This window comes from Sphingobium sp. LB126 (genome assembly GCF_002795205.1).
In the GTDB taxonomy this organism is placed as follows: Bacteria; Pseudomonadota; Alphaproteobacteria; order Sphingomonadales; family Sphingomonadaceae; genus Sphingobium; species Sphingobium chungbukense.
The window spans coordinates 1,111,415-1,136,163 of the sequence record NZ_NETV01000001.1; the positions used below are offsets into that span (position 1 = coordinate 1,111,415).

Below are 24,749 nucleotides of genomic sequence, written 5' to 3' on the forward strand. Positions count from 1 at the left end.
TGCCAAGATATGCAATGGCAGCGTTCATCGCGCTCAGTGGAATGGCGGCACTCCCCGTTGCTGCACCTGCTCAAACCTATATGTTCGAAACCGGCAACACGCTGCTCGCCAAATGCCGCAACAAGGCGCCCGAATATGGGCTTGCCTGCACCGCCTATATCGTCGGCGCGGTGGACGGCATCAAGAAGGACGTGTTTATCGGCCGCGCCAAGCCCAGTTGCTGGCCCGCCCAGATGGATGCGGAGGAGGTGAAACGCATCGTCGTCGCCTATCTCACCCGCTATCCCGACCAGCGCAAGGCACCCGCCTCCGTCCTGGTGAGCGTGGCGCTCAACGAACACTATCCTTGCGAGAAATAACGCCGATCACCCTGATCGAAACCGTGCGTTAGGCAAAAGCGCGCCGCTACCGCTATAAACTTGCGTCAGGCTCTGGTTGCGCGTAGGTGCGGCCCCTATTTTATGATCTTTGGGAGACTCAAAGTGGCGGCGAAGTGGACGCCGGAAAGCTGGCGGGAGCATAAGGGCATTCAGATGCCCGTCTATCGGGATGCCCAAGCGCTTGGCGCGGTGGAGGCACAGCTCAGCCAGTTTCCCCCGCTCGTCTTTGCCGGCGAAGCGCGCAGCCTGAAGGCGGAGCTCGCCAAGGTGACGAATGGCGAGGCTTTCCTGCTGCAAGGCGGCGATTGCGCCGAAAGTTTCGCGGAGTTCCACCCGAACAACATCCGCGACACCTTCCGCGTGCTGCTGCAAATGGCGGTGGTGCTGACCTTCGCGTCCAAGCTGCCGGTGGTGAAGGTCGGCCGCATGGCGGGCCAGTTCGCCAAGCCGCGCTCCGCCGATACCGAGACGATCGGCGGCGTGGAACTGCCCAGCTATCGCGGCGACAATGTCAACGACATCGCCTTCACGCCCGAAGCCCGCGAACCCGACGCGCAGCGCATGATCCGCGCCTATAACCAGTCGGCGGCGACGCTGAACCTGGTGCGCGCCTTCTCGACCGGCGGCTATGCCAGCCTGGATCGCGTCCATGGCTGGATGCTCGATTTCATGGGCCGCTCGCCCTGGGCTGCGAAGTTCGAACAAATGGCCGACCAGATCGGCCAGGCGCTCGACTTCATGCGCGCCTGCGGCCTGTCGCCCGATACCGTGCCGCAATTGGGCGGCACCAGCTTCTACACCAGCCACGAAGCGCTGCTGCTCCCCTATGAGCAGGCGCTGACCCGGCAGGATTCGCTGACCGGCGACTGGTACGACACCTCCGCGCACATGCTCTGGATCGGCGACCGCACGCGGTTCGAGGGTTCGGCCCATGTCGAATATCTGCGCGGCATCGGCAATCCGATCGGCATGAAATGCGGCCCCAGCCTGGAGCCGGACGCGCTCATTCGCCTGCTCGACATCCTCAACCCCTCGCGAGAGGCTGGCCGCATCACGCTGATCACCCGCTATGGTCATGACAAGATCGAGGCGGGCCTGCCCAAGCTGGTCCGCGCCGTCCTGCGCGAAGGCCATCCGGTGGTCTGGTCCTGCGACCCGATGCACGGCAATGTCATCAAGGCGGCCAATGGCTACAAGACCCGTCCCTTCGACCGCATCCTGGCCGAAGTGCGCGGTTTCTTCGCCGTCCACCGCGCCGAGGGCAGCTTCGGCGGCGGCATCCATGCCGAAATGACCGGGCAGAATGTGACGGAATGCACCGGCGGCGCCATCGCCATCACCGACGAGGGCCTCGCCGACCGCTACCACACCCATTGCGACCCGCGCCTCAATGCGGCACAGAGCCTGGAACTCGCCTTCCTGCTCGCGGAAATGCTGAACGAGGAACTGAAGGAACGCCGCGCAGCCGCCTGATCCTCTCCACCGGACAGAAAGGCCCGTCTCCCGCGATGCCGGGGACGGGCTTTTTTTCGTCATGGTCGACGCGCCCAGCCCACCCGTCACGATCATCCGTCATCAAGGCGTAACAATGCCATGATTCAGCCCTTGCTTTGGCGGTGCAGCAAGATAGCCTCCGCGCATGGCAAAGGAACCGGCATTGGCGACCATCGCCGTCTACAGCCTCAAGGGGGGCGTTGGTAAGACGACCTTCGCGATCAACCTCGCCTGGGCATCCGCGAGCATCTCGAAACGCCGCACGCTGCTATGGGATCTCGATCCCCAGGCGGCGTCGAGCTGGCTGATCTCGACCGACATGGAAAGCCGGGATGCCGCGCACGCGATCTTCAGCAAGGATGTCGAGGTCCGCAAGCTGATACAGCCTTCGACCGTGCCGGGACTCGATCTGATCGCCGCCGATACCTCGCTGCGCAGCCTCGACCATCTCTTCCGCGAGATGGACAAGAAGAAGCGCTTGGCCAAGCTGATCGAGAGCCTTGGCAAGGATTATGACCGTATCATCCTTGATTGCCCGCCCGGCCTCACGGAGACCAGCGAACAGGTGCTACGTGCGGCGGACATGATCGTGATCCCCGTCATCCCGTCACCCCTGGCCCAACGCGCCATGGGCGAGGTCGCGCGCTATCTGGTGCAGCGCGGCGGCACCCATCCGCCGATCATGCCGGTCTATTCGATGGTCGACCGCCGCCGCGGCCTGCATCGCGCTGCGCTGGACGCCCAACCCGGCTGGCCCGCCATCCCGATGGCCAGTGCGGTGGAGCAGATGGCGGTCCGTCGCAAACCGCTCGGCGCCTTCGCCGCCTCTTCGCCCTCGGCGCAGGCCTTTGCCGGCCTTTGGACGACGATCGAACGGCAATTGCAGCGGCGTTAGAGCGATTTTCGATCTGACGGAATCAGATCGCCGCCTTTTGTCTGCCGCGATTTCTTAACCAGCAATCGATCCCGATCGCCTGGAAATCGCTCTAGGCCCGCGCCCGAAGCTGATCTGTCGGAAACAGCGCCGCCGCCTCGACGGCAGGCATCGGCCGCCCGAAATAATAGCCCTGCACCTTGCGGCAACCAAGGCCCCGGACCATCGCCAGTTCCGTTTCGGTCTCCACTCCTTCGGCGGTGGTGGCCATCCCCAGGCTGTCGGCCAGCGTCACGACCGCGCGGATGATCGCCAGGCTTTCCGCCTTGTTGTTCGACGCGCCCACCACGAAGCTGCGGTCGATCTTGATCGTGTCGAACCGCGTGCGGCTGAGATATCCCAGAGAGGAATAGCCCGTTCCGAAATCGTCGAGCGACAATTGCACCCCAAGGCCGCGCAACTGGTCGAGGATCTTGAGCGCCCCGGTATCGGCGTTGACGAACACGCTTTCGGTGACTTCCAGTTCCAGCCGCCGCGCCTCCAGCCCGCTCTGGGCCAGGGCCGATACCACCGCGCCCACGAAGCTGGGGTGCGACAATTGCTCGGCCGACACATTGACCGCGATGCGGACCGGCGCGGGCCAGCGCGACGCCTCCATACAGGCGGTCCGCAGCACCCATTCCCCGATCGGCCCGATCAGCCGCGCCTCCTCGGCCACAGGCACGAATTTCGCGGGAGAGATCGGCCCCATTTCCGGATGAGTCCAACGGGCCAGCGCTTCGAACCCGACGACGGTCCCCGTCTCGGCTTCCACCACCGGCTGGAACAGCACATGGAGCTGGTCCTTCTCCAGCGCATCGCGCAGCGCCAGTTCCAGTTGCCGCCGCTCTTCCGCCTGGGCATGCAATTGCGGCTCATAGGCGCAATGGACACCGCCCCCTTCGCTCTTCGCCTGATAGAGCGCCAGATCGGCGCTGCGGATCAACGCTTCGGACTCGCTGCCATCCTGCGGCGCCAGCGCCGAACCCACCGACGCCCCGACATAGAGCAGATGTTCGTCCACCTGATAGGGCGCGGACAGGCCGCTGATGATAGCCCCCGCCAGCGTGTCGATGCCGCGATTGGCCGCGACATGCGGGATCACCACGGCGAATTCGTCACCGCCGATCCGCCCGCAAAACTCGCTGCCCGAACAGATGTGCCTCAACCGCCGCGCCACCTGGGTCAGCAGCTTGTCTCCGACCTGATGGCCCAGCGTGTCGTTGACCGCCTTGAACCGATCGAGGTCGATCATGAGGAAGGCGCAGCCCGGCACGCCTGTCCGCATCCCGACCATGGACTTGTCCAATACCTCCCGCAGATGCGCGCGGTTGGGCAGGCCCGTCAGCGGATCGAACCGCGCCAGCTGGGTGATCCGTTCCGCCGACTCGCGTTGCTCGGTAATGTCGGAGCCCACACCGCGGAAACCCAGGAACACCCCCGTTTCATCATAGCGCGGCGACGCGGACAATTCCCACCACCGCACACCCCCTTGCGCCTCGACCGGCAAGGCGATGGCGCTGAAATTCTCCCGCCGCTTCAGATGATCGGCCAGTTCATGCAATTCGGCCGGGAACAGACCGCTTTCCCAGGCGCTGCCCGCCAATATCTGCACCAGCAACGTGCCTTCGACTTCCGCCGGGGTGCGCCCCAGCATTTCAGCCATGCGCGGCGACACGCCGTTCAACCGCCGCGCGGGATCGGTCTGCCACAGCCAGTCCGATGCGCCATGCTCATATTCGCGGAGCAGCAGGCTCACCACCTCGCTCTTTTCCTCCAGTTGCACGCTGGCGCTGTGCTGACGGGCGAAGGTACGCGCATAGATGAAACACCCCACCAGCAACGACAGCGCATAGCTGGTCGCCAGCGCGCGCAGGGGCAACTCCTCCGGACCGTCGAACATGAAGAACAGCCCGACGATGCACGGCAGCAGGAACCCGGTCGCGGCCAGCGGCGTCGCGGCATAGCTGATCGCCCCGCATATCATGATACAGCTGATCAGCGTCCAGTGCGCCACCAGTTGCGACGCGCTATGTCCCGAAGAGAACATCATCATGCATGCCGCCCAGACCAGCCCGTGCATCAGGCCGGTGCAGCCATGAACACGCAGGTCGGCGGCCGTCACCCCGGAACCCGTGCGACGGCGACGGTCCAGCAAGACCCCGCCGGCCATCGATGCCACCAGCCCGACGCTCCAGAGGATCAGCATGGATGCCGAGCCTTGATGGCCGAAAACCTGCCACAGGAACATGAGGCCGAAGACGTTCATCGCCTGCCGCAGCAGGGCGACGGCGGCGGCGGATTGTAATTGCCCCGCTATCACGCGCTCCACCGCGTCGCCCGACAAAGCGGTAAAGCCCATCATCGCCCGAAGCGATATGCGCTCCTGAGGTGCCTGGTCGGAGGATGAACTTTGCCCGCGTCTCACCCACCCGGCTTAGCAGCAAGCGGTTAGCAATCCGTAACGCCTGGGACGAACGCGGCAGAAAAATTGCAGCGCCGGGAAAGGCGCCGCGAAAGGATCAGGCGGCGATGTCGTAAGGCCGGATTTCGCCGGTCAGATAGAGATTGCGCGCCTTCGACCGGCTCAATTTGCCCGAGCTGGTGCGCGGCAGGGTACGCGGCGGCACCAGTTCGACCACGCAGTTCATGCCGGTGATCGCCCGCACCCGCTCGCGAATCTGGTCGCGCAGCCGCGTGCGCTCGTCATTGTCGGAGGTGCGGCAATGCACCAGCACGGCGGGCGCTTCCTCCCCGCCCGGCGTGGTGATGGCGAAGGCGGCGATGTCGCCCTGCTTGAAGCCGGGAAGCTGTTCCACCGCCCATTCGATATCCTGCGGCCAGTGATTCTTGCCGTTGATGATGATCATGTCCTTGGCGCGACCGACGATGTAGAGATAGCCGTCGCTCAGATAGCCCATGTCGCCGGTGTCGAGCCAACCGTCGAGCATGCAGGCGTCGGTCGCCTCCTGATCGCGGAAATAGCCGACCATCAGGCTCGGCCCGGTGGTCCACACCTTGCCGATCTGACGCTCGTTCAACTTGCCCCCATCCTCGTCACGAATCTCCACGATCATGTCGCGGGCGGGCTTGCCGCAATTGACGATGGAACGGAAACGCTGCGGACGACCCTCGGTCGCGTCGCCGCCCGACAGGTCGGTTTCCTCGACCAGTTCAACGATGATGCCCTCGCCCGGCGGCATGATGGTGACGGCCAGCGTCGCCTCGGCCAGACCATAGCTCGGCAGGAACGCCTTGGGCGAAAAGCCCGCATCGCCAAAGGCATCGACGAAGCTCTGCATCACGTCGGGGCGGATCATGTCCGCGCCATTGCCCGCCAGTCTCCAGCGCGACAGGTCGAAACGGTCCTGCGCCTTGGTCTGGCTCGACATGCGGCGGGCGCAGATGTCGTATCCGAAGGTCGGCGAATAGCTGATCGACGTGCCTTCGTTGCGGCTGATGAGGTCCAGCCACGCCAGCGGACGGCGGGCGAAATCCTCGGTCTTCATATAATCGGTCGATACCTGGTTGGCGACGACCGACAGGAAACAGCCGACCAACCCCATGTCATGATACCAGGGCAGCCAGCTGATGCAGCGGTCGCTGTCCTGCAATTCCATGCCATGGCTGTGCGCGGCAAGGTTGCTCAGCAGCGCATGGTGCGTCACCGCCACGCCATGGGGGAAGCGGGTCGAACCGCTCGAATATTGCAGATAGGCGATTTCTTGCGGCTGCGCCTGCGGCAGGTCGCAGGGCACGGCATCCCGCGCGATGAAATCCTCGAAAGCGATACTCTCGACCGCCTTCTGGCGACCGGACTCGCCCGCCATCTCCTCCAGTTCCTTGGGGAAGAGGAACAGCATCGGGTCGCAGCTCGACAGCTGGACGTTCAGCTGATCGATATAGCTTTCCTTGCCGCCGAAGCTGGTCGGCAGCGGCAACGGCACCGGCCATGCGCCGGCATAGACGATGCCGAAGAAAAGCTGGGCGAAATCGGGGGCCGTCTCCGCCACCAGCGCCACGCGATCCTCCGGCTTCACCCCATGGGCGATCAGCCGATGCGCACAGGCGATCGCGTCCTCGCGCAGTTCCGAAAACGGATAGGGGCGCGCCAGATTCCCCCGCGCATCGTGGAAATTCAGGCCACGCCGCCCGGTCGCAGCATAGTCCAGCGCTTCGCCCAGCGTCTCGAAATCCGAGAAGCGGCGGGGCAGATCGTCGGTGGTCGGCGTCGGTGCCATCATGCTTTGCGAACCCGTCATATTGGCGTCACCCAATGTCATGTTTGTCATATTCCGGCGCGCCGCTAACAGCTTTCAAGCCACTTTGCACCGGATAGTTGCATTCCAGCTTGGGCTTTTACCTCAAAAGGGGCGGTAAAATTCCGGCCCGACTGTGGCATAATCAAGGCGCAACAGGCATGAAGCATTGCCATGGCTGATAAACGCGCCCCTCCCCCGCTCGATGAAGAGGCCTTACGCGAGCTGGCGCTACGCTATGTCGGCCGTTTTGCCACCAGCCGCGCCAAGCTGCACGCCTATCTTGGCCGGAAGATAAAGGAACGCGGCTGGGGGGGCGAAGGGCCTGCCGACCCGCAAGCGCTGGTCGATCGGTTGAGCGATCTCAAATATGTCGACGACGCCAGCTATGCGGCGATGAAAAGCGCCTCGCTCGCCCGCCGCGGCTATGGCGCCCGGCGTGTTGCCGAAACCCTGCGTGCCGACGGCATAGCGGAGGCCGACCGCGAAGAGGCCGACGCCCGGACCGCCTCCGAAAGCTGGCAGGCGGCCGACCGTTTCGCCCGCCGCAAGCGCCTCGGCCCCTATGCGCTGGAACGCCCCGACCCCAAGCAACGCGAAAAGTGGATCGCCGCCTTCCTCCGCGCCGGCCACAGTTTCGCCACCGCCCGCCGCTGGACCGATGCCGCGCCGGGTGAAATGCCGGAAGAGGAAGAATAAATCACATGAGCCAGCCTAAAAACGCAGCGTTTTCAACCGTGAAGTTGCGCTACTCCGCAATCATGACATCCCTCTCCTTCTTCATCCTTCTCACCGCCTGCTCCCAATCCGCCCCCAAAACCGAAAACACCTCCTCCCCTGCCGCCACCCGGCAAGCCGCCCTCATCCCCCTCGCCATCCGCACGGCCAAAGCCACCCATCGCTTCACCGTAGAGGTCGCCCTCACCGAACAGCAGCAGGAACAGGGGCTCATGTTCCGTAAGACGCTGGCACCCGACTCCGGCATGCTCTTCCCGATGGAACCGCCGCGCACGGCCAGCTTCTGGATGAAGAACACAGTGATCCCGCTGGACATGCTGTTCATCCACACCGATGGCAGCATCGCCTTTCTCAAGTCCAATGCCGCGCCCTATTCGCGCGAGCCGGTGTCCGCGGGCATCCCCGTCGCCGCCGTCCTCGAACTGGCGGGGGGCCGCGCAGCGGAACTCGGCATCCAGCAGGGCGACCGTGTCAGCTGGGGCAATTGCGTCCTCGCCGCTCGCGCCGATCACGCAACGAACAGCCCCAAGGATCGCCTGAATTTCTGCCCGAACGACTGATCCGCCCTTGCCAAGCGCCAGCCCCAGCGGCTAAGCGCTTCGCCCATGGGAATCCTTGGCAAGATCTTCACCTGGTGGGATGGCGCGACCATCGGCACCGCGCTCTACACCTCCCGCAAGGGCACCAAGGTCGGTGAGGATCATCAGGGCAATGTCTATTATGAAGGCGGCACCGACCCCAACGGCCTGACCCGCCGCTGGGTGATCTATAACGGCGCCAATGATGCCAGCCGCGTGCCCGCCGAATGGCATGGCTGGCTGCACCATTCGATCGAAGGCGCGCCGGAAAGCTTCCTGCCACCGCCCCGCATCTGGGAAAAGGACTTCACCCCCAACGCTACCGGCACGGCCCAGGCCTACCGCCCTTCGGGCGCGCTGGAAAAAGGCGGCCTGCGCCAGAAGGCCACCGGCGATTATGAGGCGTGGAGCCCCGACGCATCATGACGCTGCGCCCGGCGGGACGTTTCCTGCCGATTCTCGGCTGCACCCTGATGCTCGCGGGCTGCGGTGGCGACGACATGCCCAGCGGGAACCGTACCGGTCCCGTCCGGATCGAAGGGCAGAAGATTCGCAACGGCGACGAATCGGCCCTGACCGGTACACCGATGAACGAGCGGGTCGCGGTGATCGGCCTGCTCAACAAGCGCAACGGCATCACCACCGACCTCAAGATGAAGCCCGGCGAAGCGCTGCGCGTGGGCGACGCCATCGTCCGGCTCCAAGCCTGCGAAACCACCGCCCCCTGGGAAAATGTTCAGGAAACCGGCGCCTTCGTGCAACTCGACGTGCGCAGCACCGCCGACAATAAATGGCGCCGCAACTTTTCCGGCTGGCTGTTCAGGGAACGGCCGGACCGCAATGTGGTCCAGCACCCGATCTATGACGTCTGGGTGAGAAGCTGCACGATGGCCTGGCCCGAAACCGGCCCCGACACGGTGAAGCTGGGCGACAAGGGCGATGTTCCGGACGGACCGGCCAAGTCATCCCCGGCGAGCGGCGAAAATGCCAGTTCCGCCCAGACACCCGAACCGCCGGCAAGCACGCCGCGCCCGGCGCCCAGCGCCACGCCGTCAAGCGCACCCGCCAACGATTGAAGATAATCGCACTGGCTGATCTCGATCGCGCCCAATGACCGCAGATGCTCGGTCATGAACTGGCAGTCGAGCAGGGCGAAGCCCCCGAACCGCATCCGCGCCGTCAACCAGGCCAGCGCCACCTTCGACGCGTCGGTGCGCCGCGACACCATGCTTTCCCCGAAAAAGGCGCGGCCCAGGGCGACTCCATAAAGCCCGCCAACCAGTTCGCCCTCCTCCCACACCTCCACCGAATGGGCGAAGCCGATCTCGTGCAGATGCCGATAGGCACGCTCGATCGGATGATTGATCCAGGTCGACGGCCGGTCTGGCGCTGCTTCCGCGCAAAGCTGGACGATCCCGCCAAAATCGCGATTGGCGGTAACACGAAACCGTTCCCGCCGGATCGTCTTGGCCAGCGAATGGGAGATATGAAAGCCGTCGAGCGGCATGATCGCCCGCCGCTTCGGCTCGATCCAGTAAACCTCGTCCGCTTCCCGGTCGTCCGACATGGGAAACACGCCGATGGCATAGGCCTGCAACAGCACCAGCGGATCAATCGTCATCAGGGAAAGACTAACCCGCCACGACGCAACGCGCCAGCCCGAGTTTGATCCAAACCATTGCCCACTTTCGAAAAATCACAAATGAGTGGTTTCCCGCCGGTCGCCACTCGTCACCGGACTTGATCCGCAGTGACGGGAACGGCATTTTTCTAAATTGACCAGGACAGGCCTTGTCCCGCAAGACAAAAGGGCCGGCATTTCGCCGGCCATTTTGTCTTGCATCATGAAATCAAACGATCAGCCGACAAACGCCCGCTCGATCACATAGGCACCCGGCGCGGCGTTGGAACCTTCGACGAAGCCATGCTCCTCGAACCATGCGCCGAACTGCTTGATCATCTCCATGCTCCCGCACATCATGATCCGGTCGGTTTCGGGATCGAATTTCGCCTCGCCCGCTATGCCCTCGAACAGCGCGCCGCTTTCGACCAACTTGTCGATGCGGACATTGTTGCGGAACGGCTCGCGCGTCACGGTCGGTACATAATGGAACTGCGCCGCCGCCTGCTCCGACACCAGTGGGTCTTCCGCCAGCTTGCCGGTCAGCTCGTCATGGAAGGCGAGATCGCTGACCCGGCGGACCGAATGGACCACCACGACCTGCTCGTAAAATTCATAGACGTCGGGGTCGCGCGCCAGGCTGAGGAAGGGCGCCAGCCCCGTGCCGGTCGACAGCATGAACAACCGCTTGCCCGGCAGCAGCGCGTCCGTCACCAGCGTGCCGGTCGGCTTGCGGCCGAGATAGATCTGGTCGCCCGGCTGGATCAGTTGCAACTTCGACGTCAGCGGACCGTCCTGCACCTTGATCGACAGGAACTCCAGTTCCTCGTCCCAGGCGGGGCTGGCGACAGAATAAGCGCGCAGCAGCGGCTTGCCGTTGTCGCCCTGCAAACCGATCATCACGAATTCGCCCGAACGGAAACGGAAGCTGGCCGGCCGCGTGATGCGGAAGCTGAACAGATGCTCGTTCCAGTGCTTCACCGACAGCACGGTTTCCACGGAGAGCGCGCCGGTCGGTTCCAGTACCGGCTTTTCGATGGTCACGTCGTTCAAAACCTTTTCCCCTGCCAAATCCACGAACCGCCGACGCTCGAAGGGAGCGCCAGTTGCGTGGGCTTCGCAATAAGCTATGCAGCGCGAATGCCCCCTGGGCCGCGCGAAGGCAAGGCGAAAAAAACTTGTCGCCGCGAAAGCTGGCGATCAGGCGCGCGGGCAGGTGCGCGGATTCACCCGGCGGGCAGGGACGCAGCAGGGGAAACCGCCCGGTGGCGACAAGCGAACACTTGTGCCGCCGCTCGCACAGGCTCCGTCCTGCCCGCGTTCATCCATCGGGCCTTCCTTCATCGGATAGTGGACACTCAATATCGCCACAAGGGCAGCGCCGCCCCGCAACATCTCCCCGATCATGGTCGCTTCCCCTTGCACGATCGCCACAGGCGTCCGTCCCCAAGGCAGGCCCATAGCCGTTTATCTATCCAAAGGCATACCTAAAGCAGGGTATTATTGTACGATATTGCAAAATGACGCTCGCCCACCGACAAAACCTGCCCGAAGGCCCCTCAGCCGAACAATCCCTTCGCCAGATTGCCCAGTTCGTTGAGCGGATTGCCGTCGCCGTCCCGGTCGAACAACCCGCCAATCTTCGACAATATGGCTTCCGGCCCACCGAAATGCGCGAAAAGTTCCTGCAATTTGTCCGCCGACACGCCATGCTCCGCCGCCGTCGTCGCCAACGCTGCGACATCGGTTTCGCCCGACGCGATCTTGCCGCCGATTTCGCTCATCAGCGCCTGCATCTGATCCGGCTGAAGGCCGATCTTCGCGGCAACCGCTTCCAGACCGCCCATATTGCCCAGCAAATCGTCAAATAGTGCCATAGCTCATATCCCGCTAAAAATTCGATGCAGGATAGCATTGCGCGCCGGCAACAGAAAGCAAAAGAGGCCGGAAGATCGCTCCCCGGCCCCTTTCGTTACGGATCGCTGCGCTGTCAGGCGGCGGTCAGCGCCGCATCGCGCACCGATGCGTCGACATGATCCTCGAACTGGGCGAAATTATCGACGAACTGCTTCACCAGCTTGCCGGCGGTCTCGTCATAGGCCGTCTTGTCGGCCCAGGTCGCGCGCGGATCGAGGATCGTCGCATCGACGCCCGGCACCGCCACCGGCACCTGGAAGCCGAAATTCGGATCGACGCGGAACTCGGCGCTGTTGAGGCTGCCATCGAGCGCCGCGTTGAGCAGGGCCCGAGTCACCTTGATCGGCATGCGTTTGCCGACGCCATATTTGCCGCCGGTCCAGCCGGTGTTCACGAGCCAGCAGGTGACGCCGCCCTTGTTGATCCGTTCCTTCAGCAGATTGCCGTAGACCGACGGATGACGCGGCATGAAGGGCGCGCCAAAGCAGGTCGAGAAGGTCGCCGAAGGCTCCGTCACGCCGATCTCGGTCCCCGCAACGCGCGCGGTGTAGCCCGAGAGGAAGTGGTACATGGCCTGATCCGGCGTCAGCCGCGCGATCGGCGGCAATACCCCGTAAGCGTCGGCGGTCAGGAAGATGATGTTCTTGGGCACCGGCCCCAGATTCTTTTCCGACGCGTTCGGGATGAAGTCGATCGGATAGGAACCGCGGCTGTTTTCGGCCAGGCTGTTGTCGTCCAGGTCGATCTCGCGGGTTTCCTCGTCGATCACGACATTTTCCAGCACCGTGCCGAACCGCTTGGTGGTGGCGAAGATCTCCGGCTCGGCTTCGGCCGACAGGTTGATCATCTTGGCATAGCAGCCGCCCTCGAAATTGAAGACGGCCGTGTCCGACCAGCCATGCTCGTCATCGCCGATGAGGGTCCGGGAAGCATCAGCCGACAGCGTGGTCTTGCCGGTGCCCGACAGGCCGAAGAAGACGGCGGTGTCGCCGTTGGGGCCGATATTGGCGGAACAATGCATCGGCATCACGCCATGGGTCGGCAGCAGATAGTTGAGGATGCCGAACACCGACTTCTTCATCTCGCCAGCATAGCGGGTGCCGCCGATCAGGATCAGCTTCTCGGTGAAGTTGACCGCGATCACCGTCTCGCTGCGGCTGCCGTGGCGGGCAGAATCGGCCTTGAAGGTCGGCAGGTCGATGATCGTATATTCCGGCGTGAAACCGGCCAGCTCATCCGCGCCCGGACGGACCAGCAGGGTCCGGATGAACAGGTTGTGCCAGGCCAGTTCGTTGATGACGCGCACATTGACGCGATGTTCCGGCTGCGACCCGCCATACAGGTCGGCGACGTAGAGCTTGTCCTTCTGCCCCAGCGCGGCGAAGAAATCGGCCTTCAGAGCCGCGAAATGCTCCGGCGTCATGGGCACGTTGGTCTTGCCCCACCAGACGGTGGATTCGGTTTCCGCATCCTTGACGATGAATTTGTCGCTGGCCGACCGGCCGGTATGCTTGCCGGTCTTGACGACCAGCGGGCCGTCCTTGGCCAATATGCCTTCGCCATTGGTGAGCGCGGCTTCGACGAGGGGCGCAGTGCCCAGATTCCAGTACTGAAGGGCGCTGGTGGAAATGCCCTGCTGATCGAGGGTGAACGAGGATTTGGCCTGCACGCCTTTGCTCCTGAATATCATTATGTCCGGCCGCCATCTTATCATGCTTACGACCGGTCCGCCTCTCGACGCCGCGATCTTCGGACCGCATGGCGCCATTTGCTGCAGACAAAGCGGGCATAAGCCTTTGCGGTAGGTGCGTCAAACCCCGGAAAAGGCCACAACTGCGGCATTTATCCCGAATTCCCATGGCTACGCCGCATAACCCGCCCCAACGGACCTTCCTTGCGGGGGGAGCCGCCATCGTCTAACGCAGGGGCATTCCCATGCCGAAGATTTTCCGGGACACAGCATGACCGCAACCATCGCTCTGGTGGACGATGACAAGAATATCCTGACCTCTGTATCCATCGCGTTGCAGACGGAAGGGTTCCTGACGCGCCTCTATTCCGACCCGGAAGCGGCGCTGAAGGCCCTGGTCGAAAACCCGGCCGACCTCGCCGTGTTCGACATCAAGATGCCCCGCATGGACGGGCTGGAACTGTTGCGGCGGCTGCGCGAGAAGAGCCAGATGCCGGTCATCTTCCTGACGTCCAAGGCCGATGAGCTGGACGAGGCGCTGGGCCTGGCCATGGGAGCCGACGACTATATCAGCAAGCCCTTTTCCCAACGGCTGCTGATCGCCCGCATCCGGGCGATCCTGCGCCGGGCGGAGGCGCGCCGGGTCGACGCCGCGCCCGACGAGCCGGTGGCCGAACCGATCGTGCGCGGCCGGCTGGAGATGGACCCGGCGCGCCACCGCGTGAAATGGATGGGCCGCGACGTGACGCTGACCGTCACCGAATTCCTGATCCTGGAAACGCTGGCCGCGCGCCCCGGCGTGGTCAAGAACCGCAACCAGTTGATGGACGCGGCCTATCAGGACGATGTCTATGTCGACGACCGCACCATCGACAGTCACATCAAGCGACTGCGCCGCAAGTTCCGCGAAGTCGACACCGAATTCAACGCGATCGACACATTATATGGCGCCGGTTACCGCTTCTCCGAAGAGGTTTGACCCGGTCGCCGGGTTGAGCTGGTCCGGCCGGATCAGCCTGACCCCGCGCATCCTGGCGGTCAATGTGTTCGCGCTGGCGTTGCTGGCGGGCGGCTTCTTCTATCTCGACAGCTATCGCACACGCATCGTCGATGATCGGCTGCAACAGTCGGCGCGGGAACTCCAATTGCTGGCGATCGGCCTGGAAAATGCGCCCGCCGACCGGCAGAATGCCCTGATCGCCGCCTATTCCCGCCAGACGGAGGATCGCGTCCGGCGCTATGATGCGCAGGGCACGCTGATCGCGGACAGCTTCACCATGAACGCGCCGCGTTATCGCCTGCGCCTGCCGGAGGAGGAGGAATGGCAGCGCCATGTCGCCCGCTTCCTCGACAAGGCGATCGACCGCATCGTTTCCGCCGACCGCCCGCCGAATTTCGAGGAACCTGCGGTCGACCGGGCGCAAACCTGGCCCGAACTGGTGGAGGCGCGCCGAACCGGCCGGATGCAGGCGATGAACCGCTATGCGCCCGACCGCACCTTCATGATTTCCGCCGCGGTGAACATGAAGGATGGCACCAGCCTGCTCGCCACCGAAAACGCCCGCGACATCACGCGAATCGTCCGGGCGGAGCGGTTCCGCCTGGGCATGGTGCTGGCTGCGGCGGTACTGGCGTCGGTGCTGCTCTCGCTCTTTCTCGCCCGGACCATCGTGCAACCGTTGCAGCGCCTCGCCCGCGCGGCGGTGCGGGTGCGCCTCGGCCGGGCGCGCGAAGTCACCGTGCCGCGCCTGCCCGACCGGCGCGACGAGATCGGCATGCTGGCCCGCGCCCTCTCCGACATGAGCCATGCGCTGCGCCAGCGGATCGACGCGACCGACGCCTTCGCCGCCGATGTCAGCCATGAACTCAAGAACCCCATCGCCTCGCTGCGGTCGGCCCTCGACGCGCTCGACCGGGTGGACAAGCCGGAGCTGCGCGCCCAGTTGATGGCGATCGCGCAGGACGATGTGCGGCGGCTCGACCGGCTCGTCACGGACATTGCCGAAGCCTCGCGGATCGACGCCCAATTGTCGCGCACCCGGTTCGAGCCGATCGACCTTGGCCTGCTGATCGAGCGGATGGTCGTCGCCCGCGAAGCGCGCGGCGTCCCCCGCGGCGTGCGCCTGGCCTTCGCCCGCCCGCGCAAGAATGTCGCGGTGGTGCTGGGCGAGGAGCAGCGGATCATCCGCGTGCTCGACAACCTCATCGACAATGCCGTGTCCTTCTCCCCCGATGGCGGGCTGGTCCAGATCGTCGCGACCGTGGCGGACAATGAAGTGCTGGTCAGCGTCGAGGATCAGGGTCCGGGCGTCCCCGAATCCGAACGGGAACATGTCTTCCGTCGCTTCCACAGCGTGCGCCCCGAAAATGAGGCGTTCGGCAAACATTCGGGCCTGGGCCTTGCCATCGCCCGTTCGATCGTGGAGGGACATCAGGGCAAGATCAGCATCGCGGACCGCCAGGATGCGCAAAGCGGCGCCTGTTTCATCATGCGCCTGCCCATGGCGGTGGAACGCGACCCCGGCATCGTTTCGGAATAGATTTGCCGGGATCAACCCCGGGTCACGGGAAGATAATGACGGAAAATGCGCATTTCCCGCCAACCCGCAAAGTGCGCCATAATGAGACCGCCCCGGTTAATTCGATTCCCACCAGCGCCAACAAGAGCTAGTATGGCGACGAAACGATAAGTTTGAACATGGCGTCGACACCTTCTTCCGAAACCCTTCATGCAACCAGCGTGGCGATCGACGGTCAGGCTGTGCTGCTCTGCGGCCCCAGCGGCATGGGCAAATCGGACCTGGCACTGCGCCTGATCGATCGCGGCGCCGTGCTGGTCAGCGACGACTATACCCGCGTGCTTGCGATCGAGGGCCGGCTGTTCGCCCGCGCGCCCGACCGGATCGTCGGCATGATGGAAGTCCGCGGCCTGGGCCTGGTCGACATGCCGCATGCGGACAATGCCCCCGTCGCGCTGGCCGTGGACCTGAGCGACGCGGTCGAGCGCATGCCGCTGGAGCCGGCGATGCGGGCCATGGCCGGTGTCGATGTGCCTGTCGTGCAACTCGCGCCGTTCGAAGCCTCCGCCCCGATCAAGGTCGAGCTCGCGCTCAGGAACATGGGCCTGAAGAGCGTCGGTCCATCATGAGTTTCGAAACACCAAAGACCATATTGCTCGTTTCCGGCCTGTCTGGCGCCGGCAAGACCACGGCGCTCAAGACGCTGGAGGATATGGGCTGGGAAGTGGTCGACAATCTGCCGCTGGTGCTGCTCGACCGGCTGCTCGACACGCCCCTGCCCGAGGGGCATGACGAGGGGACCGACCGGCCGCTGGCGCTGGGCATCGACGCACGGACGCGCGGCTTCGACGCGGCCGCCATAGCGCAGCGTATCAAGGCATTGCGATCCCGCCACGGCCATGATGTCGAGACGCTGTTCCTCGACTGTTCGGATGCTGAGCTGGAACGGCGCTTTGCCGAGACGCGCCGCCGTCATCCGTTGGCGACCGACCGTCCCGCCGCCCACGGCATCGCCCGCGAGCGCGAACTGACCGAGCCGCTGCGCCGCTGGGCCAATCAGGTGATCGACACCAGCAGCCTCACCAGCAACGCCTTGCAGCAGGAAATCCGCAACCGTTTCTCACGCGACGGGCTGTCGGACCCGGTGCTGACGATCATGTCCTTCGGCTATTCGCGCGGCGTACCGCTGAGTGCCGACCTGATGTTCGACATGCGGTTCCTGCGCAATCCGCATTGGGAGGAAGCGCTGCGGCCGAAGACCGGCCTCGATCCCGATGTCGCCGCCTATATCATGGACGATCCGGCCTATGAAAAGGCCGTCGGGCGGATCGAACAATTGCTGACGCTGCTGCTGCCCCGTTATGCCGAGGGCGGAAAAAGCTATGTTACCGTGGCGTTCGGCTGTACGGGCGGCCGGCATCGTTCGGTCCATGTGGCAGAACGCGTCGCCAGATACTTGCAAGATGCGGGCTTTTCGCCCACGGTCTCGCACCGCAATATGGAATCAGCGCCCCAGGACGCCCTGGAGAAGCGCGAACCGGGAGGCCCGAAAGCGTAATCCATGAAAAACAGGTGGGCCACGTAAGCAAGATGATTGGACTGGTACTCGTCACCCATGGGGCGCTGGCGACGGAATTCGTCGTGGCGATGGAGCATGTGGTCGGTCCGCAGCAGCAGATCGAGACCATCTGCATCGGCCCCGAGGACGACATGGAGATGCGTCGCGCCGACATCGCGGACGCGGTTGCCCGCGTCAATGACGGATCGGGTGTGATCCTGCTGACCGACCTGTTTGGCGGCACTCCGTCGAATCTCGCCATTTCGCTGCTAAAGGCAGGCGAGATCGAGGTGATCGCGGGCATCAACCTGCCCATGCTGATACGCCTGGAAAGCGCCCGCAAGGTGATGGACGTGCGTCAGGCCGTCGCCGCTGCGCGGGAAGCGGGTCAGAAATATATCAGCGTAGCGTCGGAACTGTTGGGCAGCACCACATGAGCGAAATCAGCCAGGAAGTCAGGATCAGTAACCGGCGCGGCCTCCACGCCCGTGCCAGCGCGAAATTCGTGACCCTGGCCAGCGGCCTGCCCGCGCAGATCACCGTGCGCAAGGACGGCAGCGAAGTCACGGGAACCTCCATCATGGGCCTGATGATGCTGGGCGCGGCGATGGGCGACAGCATCACCATCAGCGCGACCGGCCCGGAAGCAGCCGATTCGCTGGGCAAGCTGGTGACGCTGGTCGAGGACAAGTTCGGCGAGGAATAAGACGGATCACCGCCGCCAAATCTTTGTTAAGCCTCGCCCAGCCATTATCATAGGATAAGTTTGAACCAGAATCGCGGGGCGCGGCAGGCTGCGTCACCAGTTGAGGTGCCTTGGCAATGCTCGATCCGAAGCTGACAGACGAACCGGCCCGCCTCGCCGCGCTCGAACGCTATGAAGTTCTGGATACGCCAAGGGAACCCTCCTTCGATCGCATCACCGATCTGGTCCGCGGCATTTTGGGCGTGCCGATTTCCGCCGTCTCGCTGGTCGACGCCGATCGGCAATGGTTCAAGTCGCTGGCGGGCCTCGACGACAAGGAAACATCCCGCGACGTCGCCTTTTGCAACCATACCATCCGCCAGCGGGCGCCCATGGTCATCACTGATGCCAGGGAGGATGCGCGCTTTTGCGACAATCCGCTGGTAACGGGCGATCCCAATATCCGCAGCTATGCCGGTATCCCGCTGGAGACCCCCGACGGCTACAATATCGGTTCGCTCTGCGCGATCGACACGGTGCCCCGCCAGTTTGATCCCGGCCAGATCGCCATCCTCCAGAATCTCGCCGCGCTGGTGGTGGAGCAACTCGAACTGCGCCGCATCGCGGAACGCGATCATCTGACCGGCGCGCTCACCCGCCGCGCTTTCCTTAGTGAAATGAACCGCGCCATCGCCCTGTTCGAACGGCATGATCGGCCCGCGAGCCTGCTGCTGTTCGACATCGATCATTTCAAGCGGATCAACGATACGCACGGCCACCCCGCCGGCGACCAGGTGATCCGCGGCATCGCCCGGCTCTGTACCAGCCTGCAACGGCCCAGCGATTCGCTGGGGCGGTTGGGCGGCGAGGAATTCGGCATATTGCTGCCCGAAACCGCTGAAGAGGATGCCGCCAGGGCCGCGCAACGCTTCTGCGATGCGATTGCCGCGACCGAAATCCCCGGCACGCCGCCGCTGCACGTCACGGTCAGCTTCGGTGTGGCGGAACTGCGCGGAGATTGGCCGACGAGTGAAAGCTGGCTCGCGGTGGCGGACATGGCGCTCTACGAAGCCAAGCGCTCGGGCCGCAACCGGATCGCCATCGCCCGGCACGACGCGACGCACGCGACTTAGGGCGCGAAGGAGGCGGAAGGAAAGGCGGGTTCCCCGCGTCCTTTGGCGCAACGCTGGAGCGCGCTGCGTTAAATCATACGCAAGCCGCGCGCTCTCAGCTTTTGTTGTCGCATCGCTTTAAGCGCAAAACCGGTTCCCACTTTTACGTACGATGCTCTAGGTTTCCATACCGACGCCCATGCTGCGCGGGGCTTTCCACAAGGCGCCGGGTTTGGGCAGCAGGAAATGGCTGAACGGCAGGATTGCCGCACCGACCGCGGGGGCATCTTCGGACAGGGCGGCGCGCGCGACCGGGGCGACGGCGGGCAGGCTGGCCGCCATCTCCTGCATCCGCGCGTTGATCCGTTCCGCCAGCCGTTCCACCAGCCGCATCGGCAACCGGCCACCCAACAGCACCGCTGCGGGATTGACGAGGCAGTTCACCGCCGCCAATGGCTCGGCCAATTGCTGCGCCGCCAGGCTGATCCAGCGGTCGGCGCAGGCCGCGGCGTCCGTTTCCCCGCCGAAAGCGTCTGCCAAGGTGAAACCCTCCGCCGACAATATGTTGGCCAGGGCGGACAGTGAGACGATATTCTGAAGTTGCGCATCCGGGCCGCCGCCGACGCGATGCGCCTGCATGAAGCCGATCTCGCCGCTGCGGCCGTCCGCGCCGCGGACATAATTGCCGTCGATCACCAGCCCGCCGCCCAGGCCCGAGGATAGCAGGATGTAGAAGAAGCTGTTGATCTTCTGCCCCAGCCCCAGCTGCATTTCGCCCATGGCGGCGGCGGCGGCGTCATTTTCGGTGAAGACAGGCGGGCCGTGGGGGCCCGAAAAGAGCGCGGCCATGTCGGCGCCTTCCCATTCGGCATAGGCGGCGGGACGTCCGGGCAGGTCGATCGATCCAAGGTCGTCGGGCACCGCGACACCGATGCCGACCAGCTTGGCAGGGTCGACCCGGGCGCCTTTCAGCATATTTTCGATCGAGCGTTCGTAGAGCGCCTTCACATGACGGGGCAGGGCATAGTCGATTTCCTCGCTCGCCCGCGCCAGCGTCTGCCCGGCGAAGTCGACCAGCACGATGGTGATATGATCGCGGTCGATATTGATGCCGATCGAATAGCAGGCGTCTGGGCGGATCACGAGCTTGGTCGGCGGCTGGCCGCGTCCGCCGCGCCTTTGTCCCGCTTCCTCGATCAGTCCGTCCTGTAGCAGGCGCTTGGTGATGTTGGCGATGGCCGGCGCGGTGAGCCCCGTGATCCCCGCCAGTTCCACCCGCGTCAGGGCCCCGCACACCCGGATCGCATGCAAGGTGATCCGCTGATTATGGTCCGCCGCGCGCTCCAGATTGGTGCCGGACAGCCGGGGGCGCACGGAATGCAATATGCCGTTCATCGATGCCCCAGCCCATGGCCCGTCCGGGCTGCTTGAATGCGCGTCATGCTGCCGGTCTTTCATGCTGTACGGAACCCGTCAATGGTTGCTGCACCTCCTCCAGCGAGCGGCCGCTTGTTTCAGGGAAGTAGCGGCGGATCAGGATGAACTGGAGGAACATGGCGACAGCGAAAATCGCGAAAGGGACGGCGCGCGACCATTGGCCCACCACCGGAAAGCCGAAGGCGATCAGGGCATTGAGCAGCCAATGGGTTGCGCTGCCGATCGATTGCCCGCGCGCCCGGACGGCGGTCGGGAAGATTTCCGAGAGATAGACCCAGATGACCGCGCCCTGCGACACCGCGAAGAACAGGATGAAGACCACCAGTGCCGGGAGCAGCAGATATTGCCCCCGGCCGGTCGCGTAGATGGCGGCGACGCCGGCCAGGGCGAGAGCGGAGGGCGAGAGCGGTGCCGACCGCGCCGGTCCGCAGCAGCGGCTTGCGTCCGAAGCGGTCGATGACCGCCATGCCCAGCCCAGCGGAACTCAGGAGAAATTCATGGGTAAGGGCGCGGGTGACGCCCGCGATGACTGCCGTGTCGAAACCGAACAGCAGGCCCGCAGTCCCTCCGGCGATGATCGCGCTGGCCCGGAAACTGGCGGTTTTCGATCCCGGCATTCATCTCTCCTGCAAGGCTCCCGCTTGACTGCGGATTGAATAACGAAATTTAATGTATTAATTCGGCAGTCGATGCAACCGCCTAGGGCTTTTGCCGTTGCGGTTGCGATGAAGACGAGAAAAACAGGGGGCAGACGCGAGTGGGACAAGCGCGTCCGAACCATTAGAGCCGGGAGGCAATGGATCATGATCGGGCGAACCCTTTCCTTCACCCCCTTGCCCTTCGCTGCCGCGCTGCTGCTGTCCGTTTCGGCATGGCCGCTCGCCGCTGAAACGCCTGTGGACCCCCTGGCCTTCGTCGATCCCATGATCGGCACCGGTCCCGAGGGCCATACATTCCCCGGCGCCTCCGCACCCTTCGGCATGGTGCAGCTTTCGCCCGATACCGATGCGACCTGCCAGATTCGCGACTGCTATGCCCATGCCGCCGGTTACAGCTATCACGATCCGACTATCCAGGGGTTCAGCCATACCCATTTCTCGGGCGCGGGCCATTCCGATCTGGGCGACATCCTGGTGATGCCGCAAACCGGCGCGGTCCTGCTCGATCCAGGCGATCCGAAACAGCCACGCTCCGGCTACCGCCAGCGTTTCTCGCATGACAGCGAGAAGGCGAGCCCCGGCTATTATGCGGTGACGCTGGCCGATAGCGGCATCCGGGCCGAGCTGACCGCCGGCGAGCGGGTGGGCATCCACCGCTACGCCTTTCCCGCGGGGCAGGAGGCGCATCTGCTGATCGACTTGCGCTCCTCGCTTTACGATTATCCGGGCAAGATCCTCTGGTCCGGCCTGCACCTTCATCCCGACGGCACGCTGACCGGCTTTCGCGAGACGCGGGGATGGGCGCCGGGCCGCAAACTGTTCTTCGCCATGCGTTTTTCCGCGCCGCTCAAGGATCATGCCTTTCTCGACCGGGATCAGGCGGTTCCCTACAAGGGCTTTCAGGCGCCCGGCCGGGGCAACGACGCGCTGGCCGAAAAGCTGGGCAAGGCGCTGGAGGCGCGGCTCGATTTCGGCAGGCTCGCTGGCCCATTGGAGGTCCGCGTGGCGCTCTCCGGCGTGGACGAGGCCGGCGCCATTGCCAATCTCGATGCCGAAGGCGCCGACTTCGACACCGTCCGGAAAAGGACCGAGGACGCTTGGCGTCGGGCGCTCGGACGGCTGGAGATGGACGCGCCGGAGCCGATGCGCAGGAACCTCTACACCGCACTCTACCACACGCTGCTGGCGCCCAGCATCTGGAGCGACGTCGACGGCCGTTATCGTGGGCCGGACGATCAGGTCCGTCAGGCGAAGGATTTCACCTTCCGGTCCACCTTCTCGCTCTGGGACACGTTCCGCGCCGAACATCCCTTGCTGACGCTGGTCCAGCCGGAAAAGACGACATCCGACGTCGTCAATTCGCTGATCGCCAGCCAGCAGCACAGCCCGCATGGCATCCTGCCGGTCTGGCAATTCGCCGGGCGGGAAACCTGGACGATGATCGGCTATCATGCGGTGCCGGTGATTGCCGACGCCTATCTGAAAGGGTTCAGGGGCTTCGACGCGGACAAGGCGCTCGCCGCCATGGTCGCCAGCGCGGACTATGCCCCCTATGGCGGCCTGGGCGACTATATGAAGCTTGGCTATGTGCCGATCGACCGGGAGCCGGAGGCGGCATCGAAGACCGTCGAATATGCCTATGACGACTGGACGATCGCGCGCATGGCGCAGGCCATGGGGCGTGACGATGTGGCGAGGCGTTTCCTCGCGAGATCGGGCTACTGGCGCAACAGCTTCGACGTGAAGAGCGGCTGGCTGCGGGCGCGCAAGGCCGATGGCAGCTTCCGCACCCCCTTCGACCCCACGGCGATCAATTACGGGTCGGATTATACGGAGGGCAATGCCTGGCAATATAGCTGGTTCGTGCCGCAGGACCAGGCCGCTCTTTTCCGCGTGCTGGGCGGTGATGCGAAGGCGATCGCCAGGCTCGACGCCATGTTCGACTATGACATGTCGAAGCTCGACTATAGCCATGCGGAGGATATTGCCGGGCTGATCGGCCAATATATCCACGGCAACGAACCCAGCCACCATGTGGCCTATCTCTACGCCCATGCGGGCGCGCCCTGGCGGACGCAGGCGCGGCTGAAGCAGATTGTCGAGAGCCAGTACAAGCCGACGCCCGACGGGCTGTCGGGCAATGACGATCTGGGACAGATGTCCGCCTGGCTGGTCTTCACGGCCCTGGGTTTCTATCCTGTCACGCCCGGTTCGAACCAATATGTCATCGGCCGGCCCTTCGTCCGCCGCGCGGTGCTGACCTTGCCCGATGGACGGCATTTCACGGTGGAGGCGGAGAATATGTCCGACGCCAATATCTATGTCGGATCGGTGGAACTGAACGGCCGGCCGCTGGATCGAAGCTGGATCGCCGATGAGGATATCCGCAAGGGCGGCAGTTTGCGCTTCATCATGCAGTCCAGGCCCAATATCGAATGGGGGAAGGGAGCCGGCACGCGGCCTTATTCGCTTTCCACCGCCGCGCCGGCCCGCTGACGCCGCTTCGGCGGTGCCGTTTCGGGCAAGGTCCAGAAAACCGGCAGAACGCCGAGCGCCACCATCGCGATCATCAGGCCAGGCACCAACGGCCATCCGGTCCGATCGATCGACCACTGCGCCAGAAACGGCGTCAGCCCGCCGAACAGCGCCGTCGCGCTCGTCGCCCCGAAGGCAAGGCCGCTGAGGCGCCCTTCGCCCGGAAATTGTTCGGCGGTGGCGACCGCGCCCACGGCGCTGACCGCGCCCCCCAAGGCAGCGAGAAGAAGCGCGCCGGTCAGCGCGCTCCCGAAATCCCCCTGCATCATTAGCAGGAACAGACCCGTCGGCGCGAGCATGGCCGTCAGGGCCAGCGCGACCAATATGGGCCTTCGCCCGATCCAGTCGGCCAGCAGACCGGTCAGCGGCGTCACCAATATCACCACGACCGCCGCGATGGTCGACAACCAGAGGGCAGCCCCCTCCCCCATGGCCTTTGTGCCGGTGAGGAAAGTGGGGACATAAGTGATGCCGACATAATAAGTGATCGATCCCAGCGCCGAGATGGCAAAGCCGCGCGCTATGGCGGGGCGGTGGCGGCTCAGGCTGTGACGCAGCGGATGGCGCGGCACGGTTCGTTGCGCTTGTTGCCGTCTGTGTTGATTACCGTTGAGAAGTGACCCGGGAAGGGCCGATATTTCCACTGAGAAGTGA

General features: G+C 64.3%; 24 protein-coding genes and 2 pseudogenes. 16 read left to right on the forward strand and 10 right to left on the reverse strand.

Annotation, left to right across the window (positions count from 1 at the left end; translation table 11 throughout):
* The first annotated feature begins 41 nt into the window (after window positions 1-41).
* The 3 genes from CAF53_RS05385 to CAF53_RS05395 all read left to right on the forward strand — a co-directional run bounded on the left by CAF53_RS05385 (window position 42) and on the right by CAF53_RS05395 (window position 2,769).
* Window positions 42-359 (forward strand): Rap1a/Tai family immunity protein, encoded by a 318-nt coding sequence (locus CAF53_RS05385; protein ID WP_046766221.1) that lies wholly within the window; start codon window positions 42-44, stop codon window positions 357-359.
* A 123-nt stretch (window positions 360-482) separates the two neighbouring features.
* Window positions 483-1,853 carry a 3-deoxy-7-phosphoheptulonate synthase class II gene (locus tag CAF53_RS05390; protein WP_100237524.1) on the forward strand — a complete coding sequence of 457 codons (1,371 nt, stop codon included), beginning with the start codon at window positions 483-485 and terminating at the stop codon, window positions 1,851-1,853.
* A 166-nt stretch (window positions 1,854-2,019) separates the two neighbouring features.
* Window positions 2,020-2,769 carry a ParA family protein gene (locus CAF53_RS05395; RefSeq protein WP_100237525.1) on the forward strand — a complete coding sequence of 250 codons (750 nt, stop codon included), beginning with the start codon at window positions 2,020-2,022 and terminating at the stop codon, window positions 2,767-2,769.
* Between the two features lie 91 nt (window positions 2,770-2,860).
* Here CAF53_RS05395 and CAF53_RS05400 read toward each other — a convergent pair whose 3' ends face one another.
* Complete coding sequence (locus tag CAF53_RS05400; protein ID WP_100237526.1) at window positions 2,861-5,152, reverse strand: EAL domain-containing protein; 2,292 nt, start codon at window positions 5,150-5,152, stop codon at window positions 2,861-2,863.
* A gap of 157 nt (window positions 5,153-5,309) precedes the next feature.
* Window positions 5,310-7,070 (reverse strand): fatty acyl-AMP ligase, encoded by a 1,761-nt coding sequence (locus CAF53_RS05405; RefSeq protein WP_100237527.1) that lies wholly within the window; start codon window positions 7,068-7,070, stop codon window positions 5,310-5,312.
* A gap of 150 nt (window positions 7,071-7,220) precedes the next feature.
* On the opposite strand from CAF53_RS05405, the gene CAF53_RS05410 reads away from it, so the two are divergent.
* From CAF53_RS05410 to CAF53_RS28000, 4 genes and pseudogenes are all read left to right on the forward strand, one after another.
* On the forward strand, window positions 7,221-7,745 hold the full coding sequence (locus CAF53_RS05410; protein ID WP_100237528.1) for a regulatory protein RecX: 525 nt from the start codon (window positions 7,221-7,223) through the stop codon (window positions 7,743-7,745).
* A gap of 62 nt (window positions 7,746-7,807) precedes the next feature.
* The gene (locus CAF53_RS05415; protein WP_100238701.1) at window positions 7,808-8,344 is read left to right on the forward strand and encodes a DUF192 domain-containing protein; all 537 of its coding nucleotides are present in this window, start codon (window positions 7,808-7,810) and stop codon (window positions 8,342-8,344) included.
* A 45-nt stretch (window positions 8,345-8,389) separates the two neighbouring features.
* Window positions 8,390-8,788, forward strand: a complete 399-nt coding sequence (locus tag CAF53_RS05420; RefSeq protein ID WP_046762701.1) for an NADH:ubiquinone oxidoreductase subunit NDUFA12 — start codon at window positions 8,390-8,392, stop codon at window positions 8,786-8,788.
* 227 nt (window positions 8,789-9,015) lie between these two features.
* Window positions 9,016-9,186, forward strand: a pseudogene (locus CAF53_RS28000) (DUF2155 domain-containing protein); the annotation flags it as partial.
* A 35-nt stretch (window positions 9,187-9,221) separates the two neighbouring features.
* Here CAF53_RS28000 and aat read toward each other — a convergent pair.
* The 5 genes from aat to CAF53_RS05450 form a co-directional block, all read right to left on the reverse strand.
* On the reverse strand, window positions 9,222-9,983 hold the full coding sequence (aat, locus tag CAF53_RS05430) for a leucyl/phenylalanyl-tRNA--protein transferase (RefSeq protein ID WP_046762699.1): 762 nt from the start codon (window positions 9,981-9,983) through the stop codon (window positions 9,222-9,224).
* Between the two features lie 237 nt (window positions 9,984-10,220).
* Entirely contained in the window at window positions 10,221-11,036 is an 816-nt protein-coding gene (locus CAF53_RS05435; protein WP_046762698.1) for a ferredoxin--NADP reductase, read from the reverse strand.
* 147 nt (window positions 11,037-11,183) lie between these two features.
* A complete protein-coding gene (locus CAF53_RS05440) occupies window positions 11,184-11,417 on the reverse strand; it encodes a hypothetical protein (RefSeq protein ID WP_242443391.1) in 234 nt (77 codons plus the stop codon).
* Window positions 11,418-11,542: 125 nt separating this feature from the next.
* On the reverse strand, window positions 11,543-11,860 hold the full coding sequence (locus CAF53_RS05445) for a hypothetical protein (protein WP_046762696.1): 318 nt from the start codon (window positions 11,858-11,860) through the stop codon (window positions 11,543-11,545).
* Window positions 11,861-11,973: 113 nt separating this feature from the next.
* Complete coding sequence (locus CAF53_RS05450; RefSeq protein WP_100238703.1) at window positions 11,974-13,569, reverse strand: phosphoenolpyruvate carboxykinase; 1,596 nt, start codon at window positions 13,567-13,569, stop codon at window positions 11,974-11,976.
* Window positions 13,570-13,861: 292 nt separating this feature from the next.
* Between CAF53_RS05450 and CAF53_RS05455 the strand changes: the two genes are divergently transcribed.
* The 7 genes from CAF53_RS05455 to CAF53_RS05485 all read left to right on the forward strand — a co-directional run bounded on the left by CAF53_RS05455 (window position 13,862) and on the right by CAF53_RS05485 (window position 19,485).
* Window positions 13,862-14,569 (forward strand): response regulator transcription factor, encoded by a 708-nt coding sequence (locus CAF53_RS05455; RefSeq protein WP_046762695.1) that lies wholly within the window; start codon window positions 13,862-13,864, stop codon window positions 14,567-14,569.
* On the forward strand, window positions 14,535-16,130 hold the full coding sequence (locus tag CAF53_RS05460) for a stimulus-sensing domain-containing protein (protein ID WP_046762694.1): 1,596 nt from the start codon (window positions 14,535-14,537) through the stop codon (window positions 16,128-16,130). The genes CAF53_RS05455 and CAF53_RS05460 overlap by 35 nt, the downstream gene beginning before the upstream one ends.
* Before the next feature lie 158 nt (window positions 16,131-16,288).
* Window positions 16,289-16,738 carry an HPr kinase/phosphatase C-terminal domain-containing protein gene (locus CAF53_RS05465; protein ID WP_046762693.1) on the forward strand — a complete coding sequence of 150 codons (450 nt, stop codon included), beginning with the start codon at window positions 16,289-16,291 and terminating at the stop codon, window positions 16,736-16,738.
* Window positions 16,735-17,667, forward strand: coding sequence for an RNase adapter RapZ (gene rapZ, locus CAF53_RS05470; RefSeq protein WP_046762692.1), 933 nt, complete (start codon window positions 16,735-16,737; stop codon window positions 17,665-17,667). Before CAF53_RS05465 ends, rapZ begins: the two co-directional genes overlap by 4 nt.
* Before the next feature lie 32 nt (window positions 17,668-17,699).
* A complete protein-coding gene (locus CAF53_RS05475; protein ID WP_007687176.1) occupies window positions 17,700-18,104 on the forward strand; it encodes a PTS sugar transporter subunit IIA in 405 nt (134 codons plus the stop codon).
* Complete coding sequence (locus tag CAF53_RS05480) at window positions 18,101-18,373, forward strand: HPr family phosphocarrier protein (protein ID WP_020818371.1); 273 nt, start codon at window positions 18,101-18,103, stop codon at window positions 18,371-18,373. Before CAF53_RS05475 ends, CAF53_RS05480 begins: the two co-directional genes overlap by 4 nt.
* Before the next feature lie 116 nt (window positions 18,374-18,489).
* The gene (locus tag CAF53_RS05485; RefSeq protein ID WP_100237529.1) at window positions 18,490-19,485 is read left to right on the forward strand and encodes a sensor domain-containing diguanylate cyclase; all 996 of its coding nucleotides are present in this window, start codon (window positions 18,490-18,492) and stop codon (window positions 19,483-19,485) included.
* Window positions 19,486-19,641: 156 nt separating this feature from the next.
* On the opposite strand, the gene CAF53_RS05490 is transcribed toward CAF53_RS05485, so the two are convergent.
* Both CAF53_RS05490 and CAF53_RS28005 read right to left on the reverse strand, forming a co-directional pair.
* Window positions 19,642-20,859: an ROK family transcriptional regulator gene (locus CAF53_RS05490; RefSeq protein ID WP_100237530.1), complete on the reverse strand. Its 1,218-nt coding sequence runs from the start codon at window positions 20,857-20,859 to the stop codon at window positions 19,642-19,644.
* 43 nt (window positions 20,860-20,902) lie between these two features.
* Window positions 20,903-21,223 carry an MFS transporter gene (locus CAF53_RS28005; RefSeq protein ID WP_242443392.1) on the reverse strand — a complete coding sequence of 107 codons (321 nt, stop codon included), beginning with the start codon at window positions 21,221-21,223 and terminating at the stop codon, window positions 20,903-20,905.
* 86 nt (window positions 21,224-21,309) lie between these two features.
* Here CAF53_RS28005 and CAF53_RS28010 point away from each other — a divergent pair, with 86 nt between their 5' ends.
* Both CAF53_RS28010 and CAF53_RS05500 read left to right on the forward strand, forming a co-directional pair.
* Window positions 21,310-21,546, forward strand: coding sequence for a hypothetical protein (locus CAF53_RS28010; RefSeq protein WP_242443393.1), 237 nt, complete (start codon window positions 21,310-21,312; stop codon window positions 21,544-21,546).
* 158 nt (window positions 21,547-21,704) lie between these two features.
* Window positions 21,705-24,056, forward strand: a complete 2,352-nt coding sequence (locus tag CAF53_RS05500) for a GH92 family glycosyl hydrolase (RefSeq protein ID WP_100237531.1) — start codon at window positions 21,705-21,707, stop codon at window positions 24,054-24,056.
* Here CAF53_RS05500 and CAF53_RS05505 read toward each other — a convergent pair.
* Window positions 24,023-24,685, reverse strand: a pseudogene (locus tag CAF53_RS05505) (MFS transporter); the annotation flags it as partial. The gene CAF53_RS05500 and the pseudogene CAF53_RS05505 sit on opposite strands and share 34 nt — an antisense overlap.
* Window positions 24,686-24,749: the final 64 nt, after the last annotated feature.